This is a genomic window from Clostridium sp. KNHs214 (genome assembly GCF_000744935.1).
Lineage (GTDB): Bacteria > Bacillota > Clostridia > Clostridiales > Clostridiaceae > Haloimpatiens.
Genome location: NZ_JQMW01000009.1, coordinates 557990 through 579674, shown reverse-complemented (window position 1 = coordinate 579674; position 21685 = coordinate 557990). Strand labels below are relative to the sequence as shown.

Sequence of the window (21685 nt, the reverse complement as noted above, 5' to 3'; positions counted from 1 at the left end):
GGGGGCTAGAGGGCTAGAGGGCTAGTTTTTCAATACTAACCTTTAGCTCACTAGTTCACTAGTCCCTAAATTTATCTAATGTAGTCAATTAAAGTTGGTTGAAGAACTCTAGCACTGGTTTGAAGTGAAGCTATATATACTGTTTGAGCTGTGGCAAATTGCATTGTAGTTTCGGTAATATCAATATCCTCTGTTTTTGAAAGTATCTCTGTCATGTTAAAGTTCTGATCCTTATTTTTATCATTAGCGCTTTCCATGCTGTTTTGCTTTGCTCCTACCTCTGAACGAACTTTCAATATATTGTTCATTGCATCATTTATATCCTTAAGATCTTCATTTACGAGTTTTTTAACTGATTCTTCATCTAGTGCTGTTCCATCTTCATTCTTTCCATCTAAGTGATTAACTATATTCTTAAATATATCTCTTAAATCCTTAGTTTCACCATCTGCATTTTTAAACTCTATTATTTCCTTTGCTGAAACATTATAGGTAAATACAACACCTTGTGATACTTCTACTTTTAGCTTTTCACCTATATGCTGATATTCTGACCCACCTATTAATTCTCCGCCACCTTTTTTATAGTAAAGCAATCTAGTATTTTCATTATTATTTTCATTAAAAGTAGCTTTTTTAGTGTTTGTAGCTCCGAATAATTTAGAAGATGTTATTTCAATTTCCTTTTTATCCTTGGCATCTGTATTTACAAACTTTAAAATTCCATCAGCTAAATTAGTTACAACCTTTACTTTATCCTTTATATTATCATTATTTGCTATCTGTTCATTTATCTTACTAGCTAAATCACTTAAACTACTAACAGGTGTATCCTTTTTTATAATTATTTGTTGTGAACCAACTTCTATTTTTAAATCATTATTAAGAGAACCATTTGTAGTTAAACTATCGGCTCCAGATAAATTTAGAGAAGTACTATTTATTGATTTATTGGATTCAATTTTTGTATTCGCAGTTATTCCTAATGCTGTAACTTCATTGCTAATTTTAATTTTATCACTAGTTCTATTTTTAAACTCTAACCTATTATTTGCTATATTTGCTACAACTTCTATTTTTCCCTTTAAATTATTATCAGCTTGTATTTTATTATTTAGTTTATCAGCTAAATCTCTTAAATTATTTATTACCTCATTGCTTCCAATGGTTATTTCATGATCAGTTGTATCAGTTCCAATTTGAAACTTTATTTTCATTTCGCTTACCAAGGTTTTATCTGCTTCAGTTAAACTGCTCGTACCTGAAAAATTCAAAGCATTTGTTTCAGCAGCACCAACAAAGCTACTTCCACCTATTGTATCCATAGGTTTAGTAGTTCCTCTAGTTCCACCAAATATATATTTACCATCAAAGTTTGTATTCATTACTTGAGAAAACTCTGAAATTTTTTCATTTATTTCATCTTTTGCGGCTCTTCTTTCTCCAGCACTATATGTTCCGTTACCTGAAGATATTAAAAGTTCTCTTATTCTATGAAAAATATCTCCTGCTTGACCTAGCGCAGTATCTGTAGTATCCAACCAATTTAAAGTATCTTTTATATTTTCATTGTATTGTTTATTCGAGTTGATTTCTGTATGAAGTTGCATAGCCCTAGCTACTTTAAAAGGATTATCTGAAGGTCTTCTAACTGATTTACCAGAAGTCATTTGTTCCTGCAATGTCTTTAAATTTGTCAAATTAGTCCTCATGTCTCGTAAAAAATTGTTTGAGAGCATTTTATTTGTTATACGCACTTTTTATCACCCCTCTATCGTTTTAATCCATTAACCACCACATCTAAAAGTTCATCAACTGTAGAAATTATTTTAGCATTAGCTCCATAAGCATGTTGAAATTGTATTAAATTTGCCATTTCCTCATCCATAGATACACCTGACACTGAAGTTCTTCTTTGTTCAAAATCACTTAGAAGTTTTTCTTGATTTCCCACTATTCTTCTAGCTTCATTCTCTTGTATTCCCAATGTATCTACTGTATCTTTAAAATAGTTATCTATAGTCATGCCATTTACATTACTTTGTATGGTGTAAACCCCTAATTCCTCATCTACCGCAAATCCACCAGTTAAATCTTTTATAAATTTTTGTCTATCTGTTTGTGACAAGTCTATATTTTGTATTTTGTATAATGTATTTCTAAGTTTTGCTATGGCTAGAGCCCTTTTACCATCATTTTCACCTGGCTTGTCTCCAACCCCTGTCTTTATATTCATTACATTATCCATTATCTTAGTATTTACTGCTATATTGCTAGCATTTATTTCTTCTTCCCCCAATACCTGTATACTTCCATCAGGATTTAATTTAAATGCATCTTTATTAACAAAAAAAGGCATATCATCCTTCGAAGCTTCACTTTCTCCACTGTGTACTGCATTCACTGAAAAAACTATAGATTTAGCTAATTTATTTAGTTGGTCCTCATAATTATCTACATCTTTCTGAACTGACATATAACCTTGAAGGCTTCCATTTGATGGCTTAAATAATCCTAATTTTTTATCCAACATAGCTAAGTCATTTGGATTTGATATATCTATAGCTTTATCTACATAAGCATTACCTTCTTCATCGGCCCAAATCACTCTACATTCATCTATGTGCCTCTTTACTTCCTTAGACTTTCCTTGTTCAATTGGCGGATTAAAATTTATCATTATTTCCTTACCAGGCTTATTACTGTCTCCTTCTTTTAGATAATTTATTTTGAAACCAGTTACTTTTCCTGCATCATTCTTAACTTCTTCTATTCCATTTATATAAGAAAATCTACTTACAGCATAATTAGGTTCTTTTCTCACTAGGAGTTTTTCTCCACCTCCTGGAATATTTTCTACATCTGAAGGATTTAAATCTATAGTATAAAAATTCTTCTTTTTAACATCTATATTAAACTCTGCACTTAACTTGTCTATAAGTAAGTCTCTTCTGTCCATTAAATCATTAGGCTCCTGGCCAGAAATCTTAACATTCATTATTTGCTGATTTAGCGAGTCAATTTGATCAAGATAATTATTAAGTTGAAACACAGTATCCTTTATAACCGTTTGAGTATTAACTCTTATCTTTTGAAGTTGATTGTAGGTATGATTTAATTCATTAGCTAAAGCATTGGACTGTTGAGCTACTACAGTTCTTGCATTAGATGTTTCTGCTTGCTTTGATAATTCCTGCCATGAGTCAAAAAACTTACCTATAACTGCTGAAAGTGCCTTATCTGAAGGTTCATTAAATACACTTTCTATTTCACTTAAAAATTTGTCCCTAGCTTCATAAGTGCCCATAACGCTCTGCTCATTTCTAAATTGGAAATCTAAAAATTCATCCCTAACCCTTTGAATTATAGATATTTCAACTCCAGTACCTAATTGTCCTGGCCCTATAGCATTATTTACAGAAGGCATAGCAAAAGGTCTTGTAGTTTCCATTATAGCTCTTTGCCTTGAATATCCCTCTGTATTAGCATTTGCAATATTGTGTGTAGTTACATCTATAGCTTTCTGTTGAGCAAAAAGCCCTCTTTTGGCCACATTAAATGTAGCAAATAATCCTGACACTTTATTTCCCCCTTTTTTAATACTGATTCACAAATTTTAGTCACTAGGTAGTATAGCGACCAAGATTCGAAGATTATTTCTTAATCTTTCCAGTAGCTCCATAAGTCCTAGACACTGGTCTTGATGGATTTATTATCTCTAGCATTTTATTTGTATAACTAAGCCCTTGCTTTATTAAAAGTTCATTGGTTTCCTTTTGAAGTGTTACTGAATGTAACACTTTTCTTATTTCTCTATAAGCTTCTTCTAGCTGTAAATCCTTACTTTCCAATACTATTTCACTTATTGCTGCATCACCAAGTAAATTTCTTCTGTCCATTTCTATTTTAGCAATTTTAACGCTAGCTTCTTTTATACTATTAATTATCTCATCCATTTTAAAAACATTTTCCTTAACTATATAGTCATGCTGAGTTTCTAGTAGCATAAGTAAGTTATTTAATGCATCTATTTCTTCATTTATTATTTTTTTAAGCTCCCTTGGCATAACTAAATTTCCTTTCTTTCAAAAGCTTCCATTATACTTCTAGCTAAATCTTCTGGGGTTACACTATACTTTCCAGAAGCTATTTTGTTTTTTATTTCTCTAACCTTTTTATCATTTGGAATTATGTCATTCCCAATAGAGTAAGCACTTAAACTTTTTCCTACATCTGAAATCTCTAGTTTATCTGATAAGTCTATGTCCTTTTTTCTCTCTAGGGCTCTACTATTTTTCACCCCATACATGTTTATTACCTTATTAGGGTTTATTCCATTGACTTTCATAATATACACTCCTCAAATTACTTTCTTAAAATATTTATCGAGTTAGAATTTCAAAAGTTTAGTCCCTTGTTAAAAGATTTTAATTATAAAGTAAAAATTAGGAACTTTTCAGCCCCTAATTTTATATTTACTTTCCTAAACTTTTTACTCTTTCAACATTGCTCATTATACTCGTTATTCTAACGCCAAAGTTCTCGTCTACCACAACTACTTCCCCTTCAGCTACCATCTTTCCATTTACCAATATTTCTACTGGTTCCTCCGCCAATTTATCTAGCTCTACTAATGAACCAGTGCCTAAATCTAATATTTCCTTTATGCTTTTCTTAGTTTTTCCCAAAACCACCGATATTTCCAAAGGAACATCTAGTATTAAATCAATATTATTAGGCATAGCTACTGGTCCTGAATTTTGAAGAGGTTTAAAGGCAGCTTTTTTAACTTCTACTTGTGGTTCATGCACTTGCTGTTCTATACCTTTTTCCATTAACGCATTTACCTCATGAGCATTATTAGAACTATTTGAATTTACATTATTGTTTTGATTTGTGGTATATACCTCTTGTGTTTTTTCATTCTTTTCAATACTAGGCTCTGACTTTTCTTCCTCACCAGTCATTATACCTACTATCTTCTTTCCAGTATTTAGAGGAAGTATTTGCATTATTTCACTATCTACTAAATCACCTATAGTTAACTTAAATGCCACTTTTATTATCTCTTCATCGTCCTTTACACTTTCTGTGAGTATTTCTGTATTTTCATTCCATATCCTTGATTTTGGTGGTGATATATTAACTTCTCTACCAAACATAGTAGCCATAGATGTAGCTGCTGAACCAATCATTTGATTCATAGCTTCTGACACAGCACTTTCTTCTATTTCAGACAAAGTACTTATATTATCTGGAACAAGTCCATCTCAACCCATCATTAAGCTAGCTATAACAGCAGCATCTGATACTTTCATTACAAGAAGATTTTCTCCAGTAATTCCACTTACATATTTTACTTCAAGACATATATTTGGTACTTCAAAAGTTTCCCTTAATTTTCTCAAAGTAGTTGTAGTTACTTGTGGCGTTGTGATGTTAACTGTTTGATTTAATATAGTAGAAAGAGCAGTAGATGCAGATCCCATGGAAATATTACCCACTTCACCTAAAAGATCTTTTTCTGTTTCACTCAAATACTCTTCGTTAGCTTTATTTTCATCATCATTTGACTCCACACTTCCACCATTTAAAAGAGAATCTATTTCTTCTTGTGAAAGAAAACTATTAGCCATAATTTTCCACATCCTTAATATCTAATATTTGTACACCTTTATTTTTGCCTATTGTTCCGACTTTACCATAATAGTGAGTCTGTTCTCCTATTAAAACATCCATAGGCTCACTTGTCTTTTGGTCTAAGGTTATTATGTCTCCTTTGTTAAGCCTTAAAAAATCTTCTACAGTTAAAGAACATTTACCAAGTAAAGCTTTAATTTGTATATCAACTATATTCAGCCTGTTTTTAATCTTTTCTCGTGAATCTTCTTTAAAAGCATCATCACTTTCTTTAAACCAGTATTGAACAACTAATTTATCTAATACCTTTTCAATGCTTAAATAAGGTATGCAAATGTTTATAAATGAATTACTATCTACCATATCCACAGAAAATGTTATGAGAGCCACTGGCTCATTAGGGGCAAGAGTCTGGTTTAAAGCTGGATTAGTTTCCAAACTCTCTATTTTAGGATCCACTACATCAAGTATATCCTCCCATGCCAACTTTAAATTTCCTATTAATCCTTCATTAACATTTCTTATTATATTTTTATCAATATCTGTAAATTCCCTCATTTTAAATTCTTTCTCACCGCTGCCACCCAAAAGTATATCTAAAACCTTAAATACAAATTCAGGATTAGCCTCAAAGAGTATAGAGCCACTTAGAGGACTCATATTAAAAGCTGTAAGTATTGTTGGATTTGGTATAGAATGAATAAATTCTTCATAGGTTATCTGTTGAACAGACATTATTTTAACCTTAACATTTGTCCTTAAATGAGCAGATAAATAACTTGATATTATCCTGGCATAATTATCATGAACCAGCTCTAACGTTCTTATATGGTCTTTAGAAAATTTCTGAGGACTTCTAAAATCATACTTTTTAACTTTATGTTCTTCCTGTTTGGCCAGTTGTTCTGGCTCTAACTCACCAGAAGATAAGGCAGACAAGAGGGCATCTATCTCACCTTGACTTAAAACCTCTGCCATACTAATACCTCATTTCTATTTAATTTAGAACTAGTTTATCTATATCAATTAAAGTAACTATTCTATTTTTAAAATTAATTATTCCCTTTATGTATTCCTTTTTATCCTTTTCACTTACACTTTCTATTATATTTTCCTCTATTTCTAAAACTTCTTCTACTACATCTACTATTATACCTATAGATTCCTCATTTATAGATACTATTATTATATTTTCTTGTTTAATATCATTACTTTCTATATCTAAAAGTAATTTTAAATTTAAAAGTGTAATTATGTTTCCTCTTAAATTTATTAAACCTCTTATGTAGTCGGGTGCCTTAGGCACCCTAGTAATTTCCATAGTATCACTTATACTTTGAATTTTTGCAGTTTCCACTGCAAATTCTTCATCCTGAAGCTTAAACACCACAACCTGCATAACACGCCCTCCTAACCAAGTACTTTTTTAATAGCTTCAAGTACCCTGTCTGCTTGAAATGGCTTTACTATAAAATCTTTTGCTCCTGCTTTTATAGCATCCATTACCATGGTCTGCTGTCCCATGGCACTACACATTATTACTTTTGCCGCTGGATCTATATTTTTTATAGCTTTCACTGCTTCAATTCCATCCATATCTGGCATAGTTATGTCCATGGTTACTACATCTGGTTTTTCAGCCTTATATATTTCTACAGCTTTTATTCCATTACTTGCTTCTCCTACTACTTCAAATCCATTTTTCTCTAATATATCTTTGATCATCATTCTCATAAAAGCAGCATCATCAACTATTAAAACTTTTGAACTCATTTATTTTCCCTCCACTATTTTATTCCTATAGAATTTAATATTTTTTCCAATGAACCAGGCATCGGTATATAGTAAAAATGTCCATTTATCATTTCATCATTTTGACTAAATAAAGTCTCGATGTCTAAAACATACTCATTAAATTGACCAGACTCAATAAATGTTGTAGAAAGTATTGCTCCAAGCATATCATATGTAACTGCTGGCACAGATGGCATTATCACTAAATTAGTAAACTTAGCTATGGAATTCATATAAGCACTACACATTATATTTCCTATTTCACATAAAACTGAGTTTCCCATTTCACTTATTTCTTTTTCATTTCTGTCTAGTAGCTTGTTTATAATTTTCATAGCCACATCCTTTTCCATGACAAACAGTATATTTCCTGGTGCATCCCCCAATACTCTAACCAAGACACCTATTACAACTTCTTCTCCTCCAATATCATTAAATATTTCATCAAAAGGAATGACATTTATTGAAGGAACTGACATATTAACTTTTATGTTTAAAAGCTGAGCTAACGCTGTAGCTGCATTACCAGTTCCAATGTTCACTATTTCTTTTAATGCATCCAGCTGTAAATCGTTTAAATCCAAATAACTCATTCTATCCTCCCTTTACACTAATGAGGAAACATCTAATATTAAGGTAACTTTTCCTCCTAAAATGGTAGCTCCAATATATTCCTTTAATGATTGTAAAGTTTTTCCTAGAGGCTTTATAACTATTTCTTGTTGTCCAAGCAGAGAATCAACTAAAAGTCCTGAAGTTTTTTCTCCCACTCTAACTATTATTATATACTTTTTACCTTCTTGCTTACATGGCATTCCTAATCTTTCATTTACTCTTATTAAAGGTATCACTTTATCACTATATATTATTACTTCTTTATTATTACTCTTTTTAACTTGATCTTCATGGTAATCTATAACCCTATCTATATAGCCAAGGGATATAGCCATATTTTCATCTCCAACTTTCACAAGAAGGGCTTGTATTATTTGAAGTGTCAAAGGTAATGTTATAATAAAAGTAGTACCTTTGTCAATTTCACTGACTAAATCTAATGTTCCACCTAATGAAGATATTTTTGTCTTTACTACATCCATACCCACTCCCCTTCCTGAGATATCTGTAACTTCTTCATTGGTGCTAAAACCTTGCATTAGTATTAGATTTTTAATATCATCCTCACTCATACCATCTGTATTTATTCCTAGCTTTTCTGCTTTATTTCTTATTTTTTCAGGATCTAATCCTCCGCCATCATCAGATACCTTTATTACAGCCTTAGTACCTTCTTGATATGCTACAAGTTTTATTTTTCCAACAGGATCCTTACCCTTTTTAATTCTCTCTTCCTTACCTTCAATTCCATGGTCTGCAGCATTTCTTAGAAGATGTATAAGAGGTTCCCCTATTTCGTCTATAACAGTTCTATCAAGTTCAGTTTCCTGTCCTTGAATTATAAGCTCCATTTCCCTATTTAATTCCACTGAAAGGTCTCTTATCATTCTTGGAAATCTACTGAAAACCACTTCTAAAGGTAACATTCTTATTTTCATAACCAAGTCCTGTAAATCCGAAGTAGTTCTTGCTACCTGTTCTAAAGTTTCATTTAATTCTGGAACTTTAACTTCTTCACCAATTTGCTCTAATCTCGTTCTATGTATAACTAGTTCTGAAACCATGTTCATAAATTTATCTAATCTTTCTAAGTCAACCCTTACTGATTGATGATTTTTTTTATGATGTGTTTGATTATCCTTTAAGGATTTATTTTTTGGTCTTTTTTCATTTTTTTCTATATTTTTTTCTGTTGACTTTTTCTCTACTGTCTCTTTTTCTTCACTTTCTTTAGAAGATTTTTGGGTTCCTTGTATCTCTTTTACAACCACTTTGTCGATTTCGGATATATGCATTAAGGAATCGTATACCTCTTCCTCATGTCTTTTAGTTATATATATAAGTCCCATGGTTAAATCAAAATTTTCGCTTTCTATATCTTCAGTACAAGGTATTGATTTTATGATTTCTCCATAATCCTCTAAATCTTTAAATATTAAAAATGCCCTGGCTGATTTCAAAAGAGTATTTTCATTTAAAAATACATGAATTTCATAAGCTTTATACGCTCTCTCTTTTGCCTGATTTATTACACTTATTTCATATTCATTTAATTCTATTTCTGATTCTTCATCGTCTTGCTTATCAAAACTTTCCTCACTACATTGTTCTTTTTGTTGATTTTTTTCACTCATGTCTCCATGCTCAGTTAAACTATGTAACTGTTCTATTATATGCTCTATTGGAATATCTTCATCTATACCATCTGATATATTACTTATCATCCTTTCTAGAGTATCTAAACATTTAAAAAGTATAGTTACCACCTGCTGATCAGCCTTTATACTTCCTTCTCTAAACTCTGTAAGTACATCCTCCATTTTATGAGTTAAATCTGCAATATTATTAAACCCCATAGTTGCAGACATACCTTTTAAAGTATGTGCTATTCTAAAGATTTCATTTAACTTATCAATATCCTCTGGGTCTTGTTCTAGTTGTAGTAATGAATCATTTAGAACTTGAAGATTATCCATAGATTCTTCCAAAAACATAGACATATACTGAGAAGTATCCATTTTATTTCCCTCCTAAGATTTCTTATAAATGAATGTAGAAGATTTTTCAAAGCCGAAATCCCTATAGTTATATATGCTTTCTGTAGCTCCTACAAATAAAAGTGACCCTTTATTCATAGCTCTTCCAAATTTGCTATATATAGAATTTTTAATTTCAGGTTTAAAATATATAACCACATTTCTACAAACTATAAGATCAAAATTATTTTCATAGTTGTCTAATATTAAGTCATGCTTTTTAAAATTAACCATGCTTTTTATACTATCGCTTATAATATATTTATCGTCTAGTTTTTTAAAATATTTATCTAGATATGCTTTTTTTATATTTTTAATTTCTGATTCACCATATTCACCCTTTTTAGCTTTCTCTAATATATTTTTGTCTATATCTGTAGCTAAAATTTTGTGTTTCACACCAGGATCCAATACATTTAGAATCATAGCTAATGAATATGGTTCAGCTCCAGTAGAGCAAGCAGCACTCCATATCTTGAGAGGTCTTTTAAGTGGTAAAAGCTCGTCTCTTAATACTTTTGATAATTCATCAAATATTTCAGGATTTCTAAAAAATTCTGTTACATTTATAGTTATGAAATCCAAAAACTTTTCCTTTTGCTTAGGGTTCGTCTTTAAAACTCTAGTGTACTCATCTACAGATTTTACTCCTACTCTAGACATAAGACTTTCAATTCTTCTATGTAATTGATTTGACTTGTATGCAGATAAATCTATGTTAAATTCCCTAAACACCCATTTTTCAAATTCAAACAAATCCACTACTATCTCTCCTTATTGCTTACAATTTTAATTATTTCATCCGCTATGGCATTGAGAGGTAAAACCATGTCCACTTTTCCTGTTTCATATGCGGCTTTTGGCATTCCATATATGGTACATGTGGATTCATCCTCAGATATGGTAATTCCTCCTTTTTCTTTTATATATGCTGTTCCATTTGCTCCATCTCTTCCCATGCCAGTGAGTACAACACTTAAAAGATTGCAACGGTATAAATCTGCAGCTGAAAAAAACAATTTATCTACTGCTGGCCTAACTCCCCAAATACTTGGTTCTTTGTTTAAATGAATTCTTTTATCTAGTCCAACTTCCATATGGAATCCGCCTGGAGCTACATACACAGTATTATTCTCTATGTTTTCACCTTCACTTGCCTCTACTACTTTTAATTTACTATTTTTATCTAATCTTTCAGAAAAAGCTTTGGTAAATCCTACTGGCATATGCTGTACTACAAATATTGGTATACCTATATTTCCAGGCAAGTGAGTTATTACATTATATAGTGCCTTAGGTCCACCTGTAGATGCTCCTATAGCCACTGCTTGAACTTTATTACATGATATATGTACTCTTTTTAATTTATCATTACTATTTATTTCTTTATACTGTATATTTATTTTTTTTATATTTTGTTTTTTGGATGAATAAGCTACTCTTATTTTTTCTATAAGCTCATCCTTTACTTTTTTTATGTCTAGAGATATATTACCTGAAGGTTTTGCTAAAAAATCAAAAGCTCCTCTCTCTAAACAATCCATAGTCATACTAGGCCCTCTATTAGATATGCTGCTCAGTATTATTACAGGAATTTGTATGTTTTTACTCTTTAAATTATTTAAAGCTGTCATGCCATCAATTTTAGGCATTTCTAAATCCATTGTTATTACATCTGGATTTATTTTATGTACTTTTTCCAATAATTCTTCACCATTTCTTCCTACAGCGACTACTTCCATGTCCTCTTGTTCATTAATCATATCTGAAATAATTTTTCTCATAAGGGCTGAATCATCAACTACCATAACTTTTTTTCTTTCCAAGCTGATCACTCCATTTTCTATATTTGTCTTGTGCCTATCCCAACTGTTTTAATTTCCACCAGTCCACTTTCTGTATATAGTATCATGGTTCTGCCTTTATTTCCCCCTACATCCTGTGAAATAATAGGTATTGACATATCATTTAAGGTCTTAATTACACATTGACTATTTCTATTTCCTATATCCATTATCATACTTTTATCAGAAAAATTAAACATTGAAGCTCCACCAGCTATTTTTGCCCTTATATTTTTTTCTTTGGCGCCCTTGCTTTTCATGTTTTCTACTAATATTGGAATTGCTAAATCTGCAAACTTAGCTGGATTAGTTACATTGGAAAACTTTTTACTATCTGGTAACATAATATGAGCAAGTCCTCCTATTTTGCTTATACTGTCATATAACGCTATCCCTATGCAAGAACCTAATCCTACAGTTATAAGCTTATTAGGAGAACGTGCAACATTTAAGTCTGCTATTCCAATTCTTATGTCCTGTAATTCCATACGCTATCTCCTCTATGAAATATTATTTACTCATAATTTCTTCCTTTTCCTCATCACTAAGTATTGATGCTAATCTTAAAAATATTATTATTTTTTCATCTAACTTTATAAGCCCCTTTATATATCTATTAGATATTGACGCCGCAATATCTGGCGCATTTTCTATATTGAAGCTTTTTATGTCCTTCACTTCTGATACCTCATCAACAATTATACCTATTCTTTCATCACCACTTTTTGCTACAATTATTTTACTGTCATCTGAAATGTTTTCCCCATGTAAATTAAACTTTTTCCCTATAGATATTACTGGAAGTATCTTTTCTTCATAATTTATAACTCCTTCAACAAAATCAGGTGAGTCAGGAAGTTTAGTAGGAACTTTGTATCCTAGTATTCTTTCAACTTCCATTATATCTGCTGCATAATATTCAGTATTAATATTAAATATTAATACTTTAATATCCTCTTCATTCATAATAAACCCTCCTATACATTTAACTTGTTAATTTTTATAGTACATTGGATTGACTATTCCTTTAACCTATCAACGTTTATCTCGCCTTGTGAATCCAAATAAACGTGTACATCCCTACTACATGTATCCAATACATATTCTCTACTTCCTACAAGAAAAACAGTATTTTGATAAGCTTTTTTTGCATATATATGGCCTTTTTTTCCAACTTGAAGCTTTGTGATTACTCCGCCTTCACTGCCCACTTCAGCACACTCTATTTTATTATCTGCCTCAATTAACCCCCCTCTAGCTACAGCATTTTCATTGGTAAATACCACTTCGTATTTAGCCAAAATCTGTGAAACGTATTCTCCTTTGCCATTTATATAGACACTTCCAGAACTTTTAATTATACTATCTTGAGAATATCCTATATTTACGTTAACTGGCAAAGTTACTTGTTTATTTAAACTTTTTAATTTATTTTCTATTATTTCTACTATTTTATATAATTCTGAAATACCTTTTATTTCTATAGGCCCTAATCCTATTAGCTTATTTTTTATTATCTCCAGCACTTCATCTTTTTCCTCATTATCAAGATTCTTATATCTTAACAGTTTAAAATATAATTTAGGTATATTTTTAAATTTATTTTCAATAAGTACCTTGATTATTTCCCCATCCTTACTGTCATTACTAGTTAAATTCCTTATTTGTTCTGCTGCTACTATTAGTTCCTGTACATTATCTCTCATTTTCTCTAAACAATCTATTACATTTAAAATTTCTACATCTTCTCCCCCTCCAAGGATTTCAGAAGATATAATATTTTTTTCTACATTTATATCACTTTTGCTAAATAGTTTGCTGCCAGCTACATTTTTATCCACTGTAATTTTTCCTTGAGCCTTAACTTCCATACCTTCTTTTATATTTCCATGTATTATTACTTCACCTATGAAGTCTATATTTCCCGTAGCAATATCAACATCTTCTACAACTTCATGCACTGGGAAAACATAAAATGTTCCATTTTTATAAACTGGTTTTCCTTCTAAACCTGCAATAACTGTATTTCCGTTAATTAAAGCACCTTGTCCTACTTTTAGAAGCTTTCTTTTATTTTTTGGTCTTTTAACTTCTTTTCCAAATATATTAACTCCGTCTTGACCTTCTTTTCCATTATGCTTTACTGCTATTATATCGCCTCTTTTGACTTCCTTTATGGAATGTAGATTTTTAAAGTCTACCTTTTGTACCTCGTCTGATATCTTGTCCGATAAATCATTTCCTTTAAATTTTATATCTATAATGTCTTCTTCATCTGGTAAAAAAGGAATTCCTTCTGCTATTAGAATTTCTTCTACCCCTTCTTTATCTAAACACTTATTTATATTTTCCTTAATTATTCCATAAACTACATTCTTACTATTTAAAGCTTCTATTATCTCCTCTTCACTATACATTGGAGGGTAATTTTCTTGTAAAATTTCTTCTTCCAATCTCAAAACAGTAGTTTTTGGAATATCCTTAAGTTTATATATATATTGAGGTACATATTTTATTGTTACAAATGCATGCATTCTATTATTATCAATTTGTATGTTTAAAAATCTTTGAGGCACTTCTTCATTTTGGCAAATCTTAATTATACTACTTTCACTTAATTCTGTTGACTCCTTAATCTCCTTACCATCTACAAATACACTTAAATTTTTAGGTGGAATAATGCAAGGAGGCTTTCCCCCTCCTATGGCATTATTGACAATTATTTTTCCATTTTCAACCCTTACTGTTCCATTGTTTGTATTTAATTGTTTTGTATTCTTTTCACTTTCTATATTTACTTGGGAGTTTTCATCTCCATTTTCTTCTATTTCATTATGTGAATTTTCATTTTCTTGTACTTTAACTTCTATTGTTGCCTTACTTTTAAATAACCCTTTTTTATTTTCTATTACAATATATTCTAATTTATCTTCCGATATATTAAGTTCTTTACAAGCCTCTTCAATACACTCTTCCAATGTTTTAAATGTAAATCTCACTACCTCCATACCATTTCCCCCACATTTATAACTTTGCATTTAAACAAAATGCTCATTTATTATTTTATCGTTAACTTATACTTAATCTTTATTTAATAATCTTTAATTCTAGTTTTTCTTTTATATAATTTTCAATATTTCTATCATACCCCTCTCGTATCTTATTTAAAATATTATTTTTTGATGAATTAAAACAAACTTCTCCCACTTGCTTTATAGGTAATACTTTTGGTGAAGTTCCGGATATAAATAGAGCATCTAATTTATTTATATTGTTATAATGAAATTTTTCTTCTCTAACTTTTATGCCTATATTATTACACACATCTATAATCATAGCTCTCGTTACACCCGGAAGTACTTTATCACATGGTGAAGTTATAACTTCATTGCCTTGTATCATAAATATATTAGACTTGCTCCCTTCAGTTATATGACCATTCCTATCAACTAATATAGCTTCAAAAGCCTTGTTCTTATTTATTTCATCTGTAACTTTATTTCTAAAATCCATATCTATTACCTTGGCATTTGGATTGTTTCTTTCCCCATGATACAATATAGTCTTTACCCCTTCACTGTACATGTGCTCTGTTGGATAACTGTGTTTTACAAAATAAACTAGAAAATTATTGTTTTGATTAAAATTAAAAACCATCTTTATATTTCCTTCTTTTACTTTGTTAATCTCTATAAGCTTCTCCATGCTGAGCTTTATTTCATCTATAGTAAGCCATAATTTATCCGCTTCCAATTTAGCAGTGTTCCGAAGCCTTTCTAAATGTTTTTCTAAATAAAGAGGAATTCCATCTATTATCCTTATGACTTCATATAGAGCTTTCCCTTCCTTTAAATATTTGTTATCAAAACCATCACTATTTTTAACTTCACCATTAAATATATAAAAATTCTTTATGCATTCAGACATAAATACACCATTCCTTTCGTAAAATTACTTCCAATGTAATACTTCTATATTCTCTCTCTTTTTCCTTGCGTTAATTAAATAAGGTTTCCCAACTAATTTAAATAATGGCAAATCTGCCATAGAATCCGAAAACATATAAGAGTTCTTGAAATCTACCTGTATTCCTTCTTTTTTAATATATTCTTTTAATCTTTTTACCTTTTCTTCCCCTTTACAGTTTACACCTATTATTTTACTTCCATGTTTTCCATCTACCACTTCAAATCTAGTTCCCATTACCTTATCTACTTCTTTTATATTATATAGTTGATTTAAATAAAACTCAGCAGAAGCAGATATTAAAATTATTCTATATCCTTCGGCTCTTAATTTTTTTATAGTATCTATGGCATCTTTGTAAAGTATTTTACTTAATCTTTCTCTATAAAATTCCTTTACTGTATCTTGCATACGCTTTTCTTCAATACCATCTATAAATCCCAAAAATTTTTCTTTAGCTTTACCTGCATCATATACTTTTATAGCATATAATACTGCTGATATAGCACTTTTAGGAAAATGAATTATAAATTTAGGATTCTTTTTCATCATAAAAAACATAAATTCCATAGCAGTTTCTCTTTTTGTTAGCGTGTAATCTACATCAAATATAGCCAATTTTTCCATAACAATCCTCCAAATATGTATTTATCTATACATAGCTTTAATAAATCTATGTTAGGTACATGAAAAAATAACAAGTCAAAGATGCTGGCATATTTTATGTCAGACAAGGAAGCAGGTTCCGCCCTTGTAGGACTCGGCAAGTTCTACTGACGCGGTATGACGCAAAATAGACTAGTATACTGATTTGTTACTTATTTGAATGTGCCTTATTATAATATTGTAAAAGAAAGAGCCGATGCATAAGCAGCGACCCTTTACTTTATTAATCTTCTAGTAAGCTTTCATAGTATTCTTTAACTTCATCAAATTCTTCATCGTCTGGTATGGCAAGTTCCGCTATTTCTTCTCCGTCACCTATTACTTTAAATAGATATACTGAACCATCTTCTGGATTTTGAACAATGGCATATTCATTTTCTTTATATGCAAAGCCATCTACCACTTCACATTTCACTACATTTCCATTTTCGTCTTCTAAGTCTACTATTAAAGCCTCATGTTCGCCACAACCGCAACCACATTCATGTTCATGTTCTCCGCAGCATTCATGATCTTCACCATGTTCTCCGCAGCAGCTATGATTATCTTCTTCATTGCAGCAACACTTTTTTATTTCTTCATTATTCATATTTATACCTCCCCTTATAGGTTATGGTATAATTTTACCCTTAATTCGATAATTTTAAAAGCCTTTTTTGAAATTATTTCATTAATTATATTAATTATATTTAAAACATTCTTTTTGCTCTTCTTACCATTCTTTTCATATTCCTTCCCATACCATTAAGTGATCTTCTCATCCTCATCCTTCTCATTATTCTTTCCATTATAACATCATCTCCTTTCTATTAATATTTTGTACCGATTAGTTTAAATTAAACTATAAACCTTTTGCCAAATTCGGTAGGTTCCTGCACCAAACTAAAATTTCGACAAAACTCGGCAAGTGCCAGGCACCAACTAAAAAGGAAGTACCTTCTTTTATAAGAAAGTACTTCCTTTTTTTAAATTTTCCACAATATTACTTTCGACAGGTGCCTGACACTTAGTGCTTAGTCAGCAAGTCTTTTGTAAGTTGCTATTCTATCCTTAGCTTGTTTTTCGTTTAAGTCAAATAATGAGTCTGCTTGATCTGGGAATACTTTTTGAAGTGATGCATATCTAACTTCACCTAATAAGAATTCCTTGAAATCTCCAGTTGGCTCTTTAGAATCCAACGCGAATGACTTTTTGCCATCCTCTGCTAATGATGGGTTGTATCTATATAGAGCCCAATATCCACATTCTACAGCTTTCTTTTCTTCTAATTGGCTCTTGCCCATTCCTGATTTTAATCCGTGGTTTATACATGGAGCATAAGCTATTATTAGTGATGGTCCTGGATAAGCTTCTGCTTCTTTTATAGCTTTAAGAGTTTGATTTTTGTCAGCTCCCATAGCTATTTGAGCAACATAAACATATCCATAACTCATAGCCATCATTCCAAGATCTTTCTTCTTAGTTCTCTTTCCACCAGCTGCAAATTTAGCTATAGCTGCTGTTGGAGTAGCTTTAGAAGATTGTCCACCTGTATTAGAGTAAACTTCTGTATCAAATACAAGAACATTTACATCTTCTCCAGTTGCTAGAACGTGGTCTAGTCCACCATATCCTATATCATAAGCCCAACCGTCTCCACCAAATATCCATTGAGATTTTTTAGTGAAGTATTCTTTTCTAGAGTACATTTTCTTAGTTAAGTCATTTTTATCCTTTTCAGCTTCTAATAATGGCAATATCTTAGCTGTTATAGCTTTTGATTCATCACCTTTATTCATAACTTCTAGCCATTCATTTAAAGCAGCTTTTAAATTAGCACTTACATGATTTCCTTCAATAGCTTCCTTAGCAGTTTCAGCAAGAGTTTCTCTTATAGCTTTAACTCCTAAGTACATTCCAAGACCAAATTCAGCATTGTCTTCGAATAATGAGTTAGCCCAAGCTGGTCCATGGCCATTGTCATTTACAGTATATGGAGATGCTGGTGATGATCCACCCCAAATTGAAGAACATCCTGTAGCATTAGCTACCATCATTCTGTCTCCAAATAATTGTGTTACTAATTTAGCATATGGAGTTTCTCCACATCCACCACAAGCTCCACTGAATTCTAGAAGTGGTTTTTCAAATTGACTGCCTTTTACGTTAGATACTCCCATTGGGTTTCTTTTTTCAAGTTTAAGTGCGTAGTCAAATGAATCTTGTTCCTTTACTTGTTCTCCAAATGGTTTCATTATAAGAGCTTTTTCCTTAGCAGGACAAACGTCAGCACAGCTTCCGCATCCTGTACAGTCCATAACGCTAACAGTCATAGCAAAGTTTAATCCCTCGAAGTTCTTTCCACCTGAAGCTTTAACTACTTTCATTCCTTCTGGTGCATTCTTAACTTCTTCATCTGTTAATAGAGCTGGTCTTATAACAGCATGTGGACATACATATGAACATTGGTTACATTGTATACATTTATCTACTTGCCATTCTGGTACATTTACAGCTATACCTCTCTTTTCGTATGCTGCAGTTCCAGCTGGTATAGTACCATCTACATAATCCATGAATTTGCTTACAGGAAGTTTATCTCCTTCTTGTCTATTCATAACATCTGCTACTTCTTTAACGAATTCTGGTCTTTCTCCTCCGCAGCAGCAACATTCTTCTTCTTTAGCTTCTTTCCAGCTTGCTGGAACTTCTATTTTAACTACGCCTTCAGCACCTGCATCTATAGCAGCATGGTTCATGTTAACAACTTTTTCACCTTTTTTACCATACATTTGAACAACTGCATCTTTTAAATATTTAGCAGCTTCTTCTACAGGTATTATGTTAGCTAATTTGAAGAAAGCAGATTGCATTATCATGTTTATTCTTCCACCAAGACCGATGCTTTGTGCTATTTTAACTGCATCTATTGTGTAGAAGTTAATATTATGTTCTGCAATGTATTTTTTCATTGATGATGGTAAGTTCTTGTCCAATTCTTCTGCATTCCATATAGTGTTTAATAAGAATATGCCACCATCTTTAATTCCAGCTAATACGTCATATTTGTAAACATATGCTTGGTTATGACAAGCAACATAGTTAGCTGCACTTATTAAATAAGTAGATTTAATTGGTTTTTTACCAAATCTTAAGTGAGATATTGTAACTCCACCAGATTTTTTAGAGTCGTATGCAAAATATCCTTGAGCATACATATCTGTATGGTCTCCTATGATTTTTATAGCACTCTTGTTAGCTCCAACAGTACCATCTGATCCAAGACCCCAGAATTTACATTCAGAAGTTCCTTCTGGAACTGTTACAACTGTTTCTTTTATTTCTAGAGATGTATTAGTTACATCATCAACTATTCCTATAGTAAATCCGTTCTTTGGTGCTGCAGCATTTAAGTTTTCATAAACAGCTGCTATATGTGAAGGAGTTGTATCTTTTGAACCTAATCCATATCTTCCACCAACGATTAATACATTTTGATCTTTTTCAAAGAATGCATTTCTTACGTCTAGGTATAGTGGTTCTCCTTCTGAACCTGGTTCTTTAGTTCTATCAAGAACAGCTATTTTTTTAACAGTTTTTGGTATATATTTAAAGAAATGTTCTAGTGAGAATGGTCTGTATAAGTGAACATTAAGCACACCTACTTTTTCTCCCTTATTCATTAAGTAATCAACAGTTTCTTCTATAGTATCACAAACTGATCCCATAGCTACTATCATTCTTTCAGCATCTGGTGCTCCATAATAGTTGAATAAGTGATAGTTAGTTCCTATAGATTCATTTATTTTTCCCATATATTTTTCTACTATTTCTGGAAGATCTTCATAGTATTTATTAGAAGCTTCTCTTCCTTGGAAGTATATATCTGGGTTTTGAGCAGTACCTCTAGTTACTGGATGCTCTGGATTTAAAGCTTTTTGCTTAAATGCTTCTACTTGATCCATATCAATCATTTTTGCAAGTTCTTCATAATCCCACATTTGTATCTTTTGTACTTCGTGAGAAGTTCTAAATCCATCGAAGAAGTTTACAAATGGAACTTTTCCTTCTATAGATGCAAGGTGTGCAACTGGGGAAAGATCCATAACTTCTTGAACTCCACCAGAAGCTAGTAGGGCAAAACCTGTTTGTCTAGCTGCCATTACGTCACCATGGTCTCCAAATATTGATAAAGCGTGAGTAGCTAAAGCTCTAGCACTTACGTGGAATACTCCTGGTAATAATTCACCTGCTATTTTATACATATTAGGGATCATTAATAATAATCCTTGAGAAGCTGTGAATGTTGATGTTAATGCACCTGCTTGTAATGAACCGTGAACAGCACCAGCTGCTCCAGCTTCAGATTGCATTTCCATTACTTTTACAGTTTGTCCAAATATATTCTTTCTTCCTTGAGTTGCCCATTCATCTACGTGCTCTGCCATAGGTGATGATGGTGTAATTGGGTAAATTGCTGCAACGTCAGTAAATGCATAAGCAACGTGTGCTGCTGCAGTATTACCGTCCATTGTCTTCCATTTTCTTTGGATTGGACTCATTTAAATCATTCCTTTCTTTAAATATGCAATTTTAAATGACACTTTTATTTTATGTAAAGGCTGCTAAATTACACAACCTATAGATTGGCTAATTTTCTTCCTAACTCATAGGCTTTTTCAAGTTGATGCTCGTTAGGTGCTTCTCTAACTACTAAAGTATCGATTACATTAAATCCGTAGTCTATCATTTTTTCCTTCCATTCTTCCATAAACTTCCCATTATCCCAGCCATAAGAGCCAAATAATACAATGTTTTTACCGTTTATAGGAATCATCTTGAATTCATTTATGAAAGGTTCCATTTCTAGTTGTTCAATTTTATTATTATCCATAGAAGGACTTCCAAAAGCAACCACATGACTTTCAGTTACATCTTCAACTTTTGCTTGTGAAACTAATTTTATATTTACATTTGCATTTGAGCTTTCAGCGCCCTCTTTTATCTTACTTGCTAAAACTTCAACATTACCACCATTACTCCAGTAAATAATTGACATTTTTTTCACAAATCTCACCTCTCATTATTTCATTTTAGAAAAAATATCCTTTTTTATATTCAATACCCACATATTATTATATACCA

At 31.5% G+C, this 21685-nt stretch carries 19 protein-coding genes and 1 pseudogene; all 20 read right to left on the bottom strand.

Going from position 1 to position 21685, the window contains the following annotated elements; genetic code table 11:
- Positions 1–71: 71 nt before the first annotated feature.
- The 20 genes and pseudogenes from flgL to CC89_RS05010 all read right to left on the bottom strand — a co-directional run bounded on the left by flgL (position 72) and on the right by CC89_RS05010 (position 21608).
- Positions 72–1700 (bottom strand): flagellar hook-associated protein FlgL, encoded by a 1629-nt coding sequence (gene flgL, locus CC89_RS05105; protein WP_051931510.1) that lies wholly within the window; start codon positions 1698–1700, stop codon positions 72–74.
- A 71-nt stretch (positions 1701–1771) separates the two neighbouring features.
- Positions 1772–3580 carry a flagellar hook-associated protein FlgK gene (gene flgK / locus CC89_RS05100; RefSeq protein ID WP_035289821.1) on the bottom strand — a complete coding sequence of 603 codons (1809 nt, stop codon included), beginning with the start codon at positions 3578–3580 and terminating at the stop codon, positions 1772–1774.
- A gap of 73 nt (positions 3581–3653) precedes the next feature.
- A complete protein-coding gene (locus tag CC89_RS05095) occupies positions 3654–4067 on the bottom strand; it encodes a flagellar protein FlgN (protein WP_035289818.1) in 414 nt (137 codons plus the stop codon).
- Between the two features lie 2 nt (positions 4068–4069).
- Positions 4070–4348: a flagellar biosynthesis anti-sigma factor FlgM gene (locus tag CC89_RS05090; RefSeq protein WP_035289815.1), complete on the bottom strand. Its 279-nt coding sequence runs from the start codon at positions 4346–4348 to the stop codon at positions 4070–4072.
- Between the two features lie 127 nt (positions 4349–4475).
- Positions 4476–5636 (bottom strand): annotated as a pseudogene (fliY, locus tag CC89_RS05085) (flagellar motor switch phosphatase FliY).
- On the bottom strand, positions 5629–6618 hold the full coding sequence (fliM, locus tag CC89_RS05080; RefSeq protein WP_035289812.1) for a flagellar motor switch protein FliM: 990 nt from the start codon (positions 6616–6618) through the stop codon (positions 5629–5631). The pseudogene fliY and the gene fliM overlap by 8 nt, the downstream one beginning before the upstream one ends.
- Positions 6619–6637: 19 nt before the next feature.
- The gene (locus tag CC89_RS05075) at positions 6638–7039 is read right to left on the bottom strand and encodes a chemotaxis protein CheW (protein ID WP_035289809.1); all 402 of its coding nucleotides are present in this window, start codon (positions 7037–7039) and stop codon (positions 6638–6640) included.
- Between the two features lie 11 nt (positions 7040–7050).
- The gene (locus tag CC89_RS05070) at positions 7051–7413 is read right to left on the bottom strand and encodes a response regulator (protein ID WP_035289806.1); all 363 of its coding nucleotides are present in this window, start codon (positions 7411–7413) and stop codon (positions 7051–7053) included.
- Positions 7414–7427: 14 nt separating this feature from the next.
- Positions 7428–8027 carry a chemotaxis protein CheC gene (locus CC89_RS05065; protein ID WP_035289803.1) on the bottom strand — a complete coding sequence of 200 codons (600 nt, stop codon included), beginning with the start codon at positions 8025–8027 and terminating at the stop codon, positions 7428–7430.
- Positions 8028–8039: 12 nt separating this feature from the next.
- Positions 8040–10067 (bottom strand): chemotaxis protein CheA, encoded by a 2028-nt coding sequence (locus CC89_RS05060; protein ID WP_035289800.1) that lies wholly within the window; start codon positions 10065–10067, stop codon positions 8040–8042.
- A 12-nt stretch (positions 10068–10079) separates the two neighbouring features.
- Positions 10080–10847, bottom strand: a complete 768-nt coding sequence (locus CC89_RS05055; protein ID WP_035289797.1) for a CheR family methyltransferase — start codon at positions 10845–10847, stop codon at positions 10080–10082.
- 2 nt (positions 10848–10849) lie between these two features.
- The gene (locus tag CC89_RS05050; protein WP_035289794.1) at positions 10850–11911 is read right to left on the bottom strand and encodes a protein-glutamate methylesterase/protein-glutamine glutaminase; all 1062 of its coding nucleotides are present in this window, start codon (positions 11909–11911) and stop codon (positions 10850–10852) included.
- Positions 11912–11928: 17 nt separating this feature from the next.
- Positions 11929–12417, bottom strand: a complete 489-nt coding sequence (locus CC89_RS05045) for a chemotaxis protein CheD (RefSeq protein ID WP_035289791.1) — start codon at positions 12415–12417, stop codon at positions 11929–11931.
- Between the two features lie 22 nt (positions 12418–12439).
- Positions 12440–12895, bottom strand: a complete 456-nt coding sequence (locus tag CC89_RS05040) for a chemotaxis protein CheW (protein WP_035289789.1) — start codon at positions 12893–12895, stop codon at positions 12440–12442.
- 53 nt (positions 12896–12948) lie between these two features.
- Positions 12949–14937 carry a flagellar assembly protein A gene (locus CC89_RS05035; protein ID WP_035289786.1) on the bottom strand — a complete coding sequence of 663 codons (1989 nt, stop codon included), beginning with the start codon at positions 14935–14937 and terminating at the stop codon, positions 12949–12951.
- Between the two features lie 79 nt (positions 14938–15016).
- Positions 15017–15856 carry an aminotransferase class IV gene (locus CC89_RS05030; RefSeq protein WP_035289782.1) on the bottom strand — a complete coding sequence of 280 codons (840 nt, stop codon included), beginning with the start codon at positions 15854–15856 and terminating at the stop codon, positions 15017–15019.
- A 24-nt stretch (positions 15857–15880) separates the two neighbouring features.
- On the bottom strand, positions 15881–16522 hold the full coding sequence (locus tag CC89_RS05025) for an HAD-IB family hydrolase (RefSeq protein ID WP_035289779.1): 642 nt from the start codon (positions 16520–16522) through the stop codon (positions 15881–15883).
- Between the two features lie 262 nt (positions 16523–16784).
- The gene (locus CC89_RS05020; RefSeq protein WP_035289776.1) at positions 16785–17150 is read right to left on the bottom strand and encodes a DUF1292 domain-containing protein; all 366 of its coding nucleotides are present in this window, start codon (positions 17148–17150) and stop codon (positions 16785–16787) included.
- 424 nt (positions 17151–17574) lie between these two features.
- A complete protein-coding gene (gene nifJ / locus CC89_RS05015; protein ID WP_035289772.1) occupies positions 17575–21102 on the bottom strand; it encodes a pyruvate:ferredoxin (flavodoxin) oxidoreductase in 3528 nt (1175 codons plus the stop codon).
- Positions 21103–21179: 77 nt separating this feature from the next.
- Positions 21180–21608 carry a flavodoxin gene (locus tag CC89_RS05010; protein WP_035289769.1) on the bottom strand — a complete coding sequence of 143 codons (429 nt, stop codon included), beginning with the start codon at positions 21606–21608 and terminating at the stop codon, positions 21180–21182.
- Between the last annotated feature and the right edge of the window lie 77 nt (positions 21609–21685).

What these genes read in the sequence shown, in the direction of transcription:
- CC89_RS05090 (WP_035289815.1), bottom strand. Translation starts at nt 4,348, where the DNA reads ATGAAAGTCAATGGAATAAACCCTAATAAGGTAATAAACATGTATGGG.
- fliM (WP_035289812.1), bottom strand. Translation starts at nt 6,618, where the DNA reads ATGGCAGAGGTTTTAAGTCAAGGTGAGATAGATGCCCTCTTGTCTGCC.
- CC89_RS05065 (WP_035289803.1), bottom strand. Translation starts at nt 8,027, where the DNA reads ATGAGTTATTTGGATTTAAACGATTTACAGCTGGATGCATTAAAAGAA.
- CC89_RS05070 (WP_035289806.1), bottom strand. Translation starts at nt 7,413, where the DNA reads ATGAGTTCAAAAGTTTTAATAGTTGATGATGCTGCTTTTATGAGAATG.
- CC89_RS05075 (WP_035289809.1), bottom strand. Translation starts at nt 7,039, where the DNA reads ATGCAGGTTGTGGTGTTTAAGCTTCAGGATGAAGAATTTGCAGTGGAA.
- CC89_RS05045 (WP_035289791.1), bottom strand. Translation starts at nt 12,417, where the DNA reads ATGGAATTACAGGACATAAGAATTGGAATAGCAGACTTAAATGTTGCA.
- CC89_RS05060 (WP_035289800.1), bottom strand. Translation starts at nt 10,067, where the DNA reads ATGGATACTTCTCAGTATATGTCTATGTTTTTGGAAGAATCTATGGAT.
- CC89_RS05035 (WP_035289786.1), bottom strand. Translation starts at nt 14,937, where the DNA reads ATGGAGGTAGTGAGATTTACATTTAAAACATTGGAAGAGTGTATTGAA.
- CC89_RS05095 (WP_035289818.1), bottom strand. Translation starts at nt 4,067, where the DNA reads ATGCCAAGGGAGCTTAAAAAAATAATAAATGAAGAAATAGATGCATTA.
- CC89_RS05020 (WP_035289776.1), bottom strand. Translation starts at nt 17,150, where the DNA reads ATGAATAATGAAGAAATAAAAAAGTGTTGCTGCAATGAAGAAGATAAT.
- CC89_RS05025 (WP_035289779.1), bottom strand. Translation starts at nt 16,522, where the DNA reads ATGGAAAAATTGGCTATATTTGATGTAGATTACACGCTAACAAAAAGA.
- nifJ (WP_035289772.1), bottom strand. Translation starts at nt 21,102, where the DNA reads ATGAGTCCAATCCAAAGAAAATGGAAGACAATGGACGGTAATACTGCA.
- CC89_RS05040 (WP_035289789.1), bottom strand. Translation starts at nt 12,895, where the DNA reads ATGAATGAAGAGGATATTAAAGTATTAATATTTAATATTAATACTGAA.
- CC89_RS05030 (WP_035289782.1), bottom strand. Translation starts at nt 15,856, where the DNA reads ATGTCTGAATGCATAAAGAATTTTTATATATTTAATGGTGAAGTTAAA.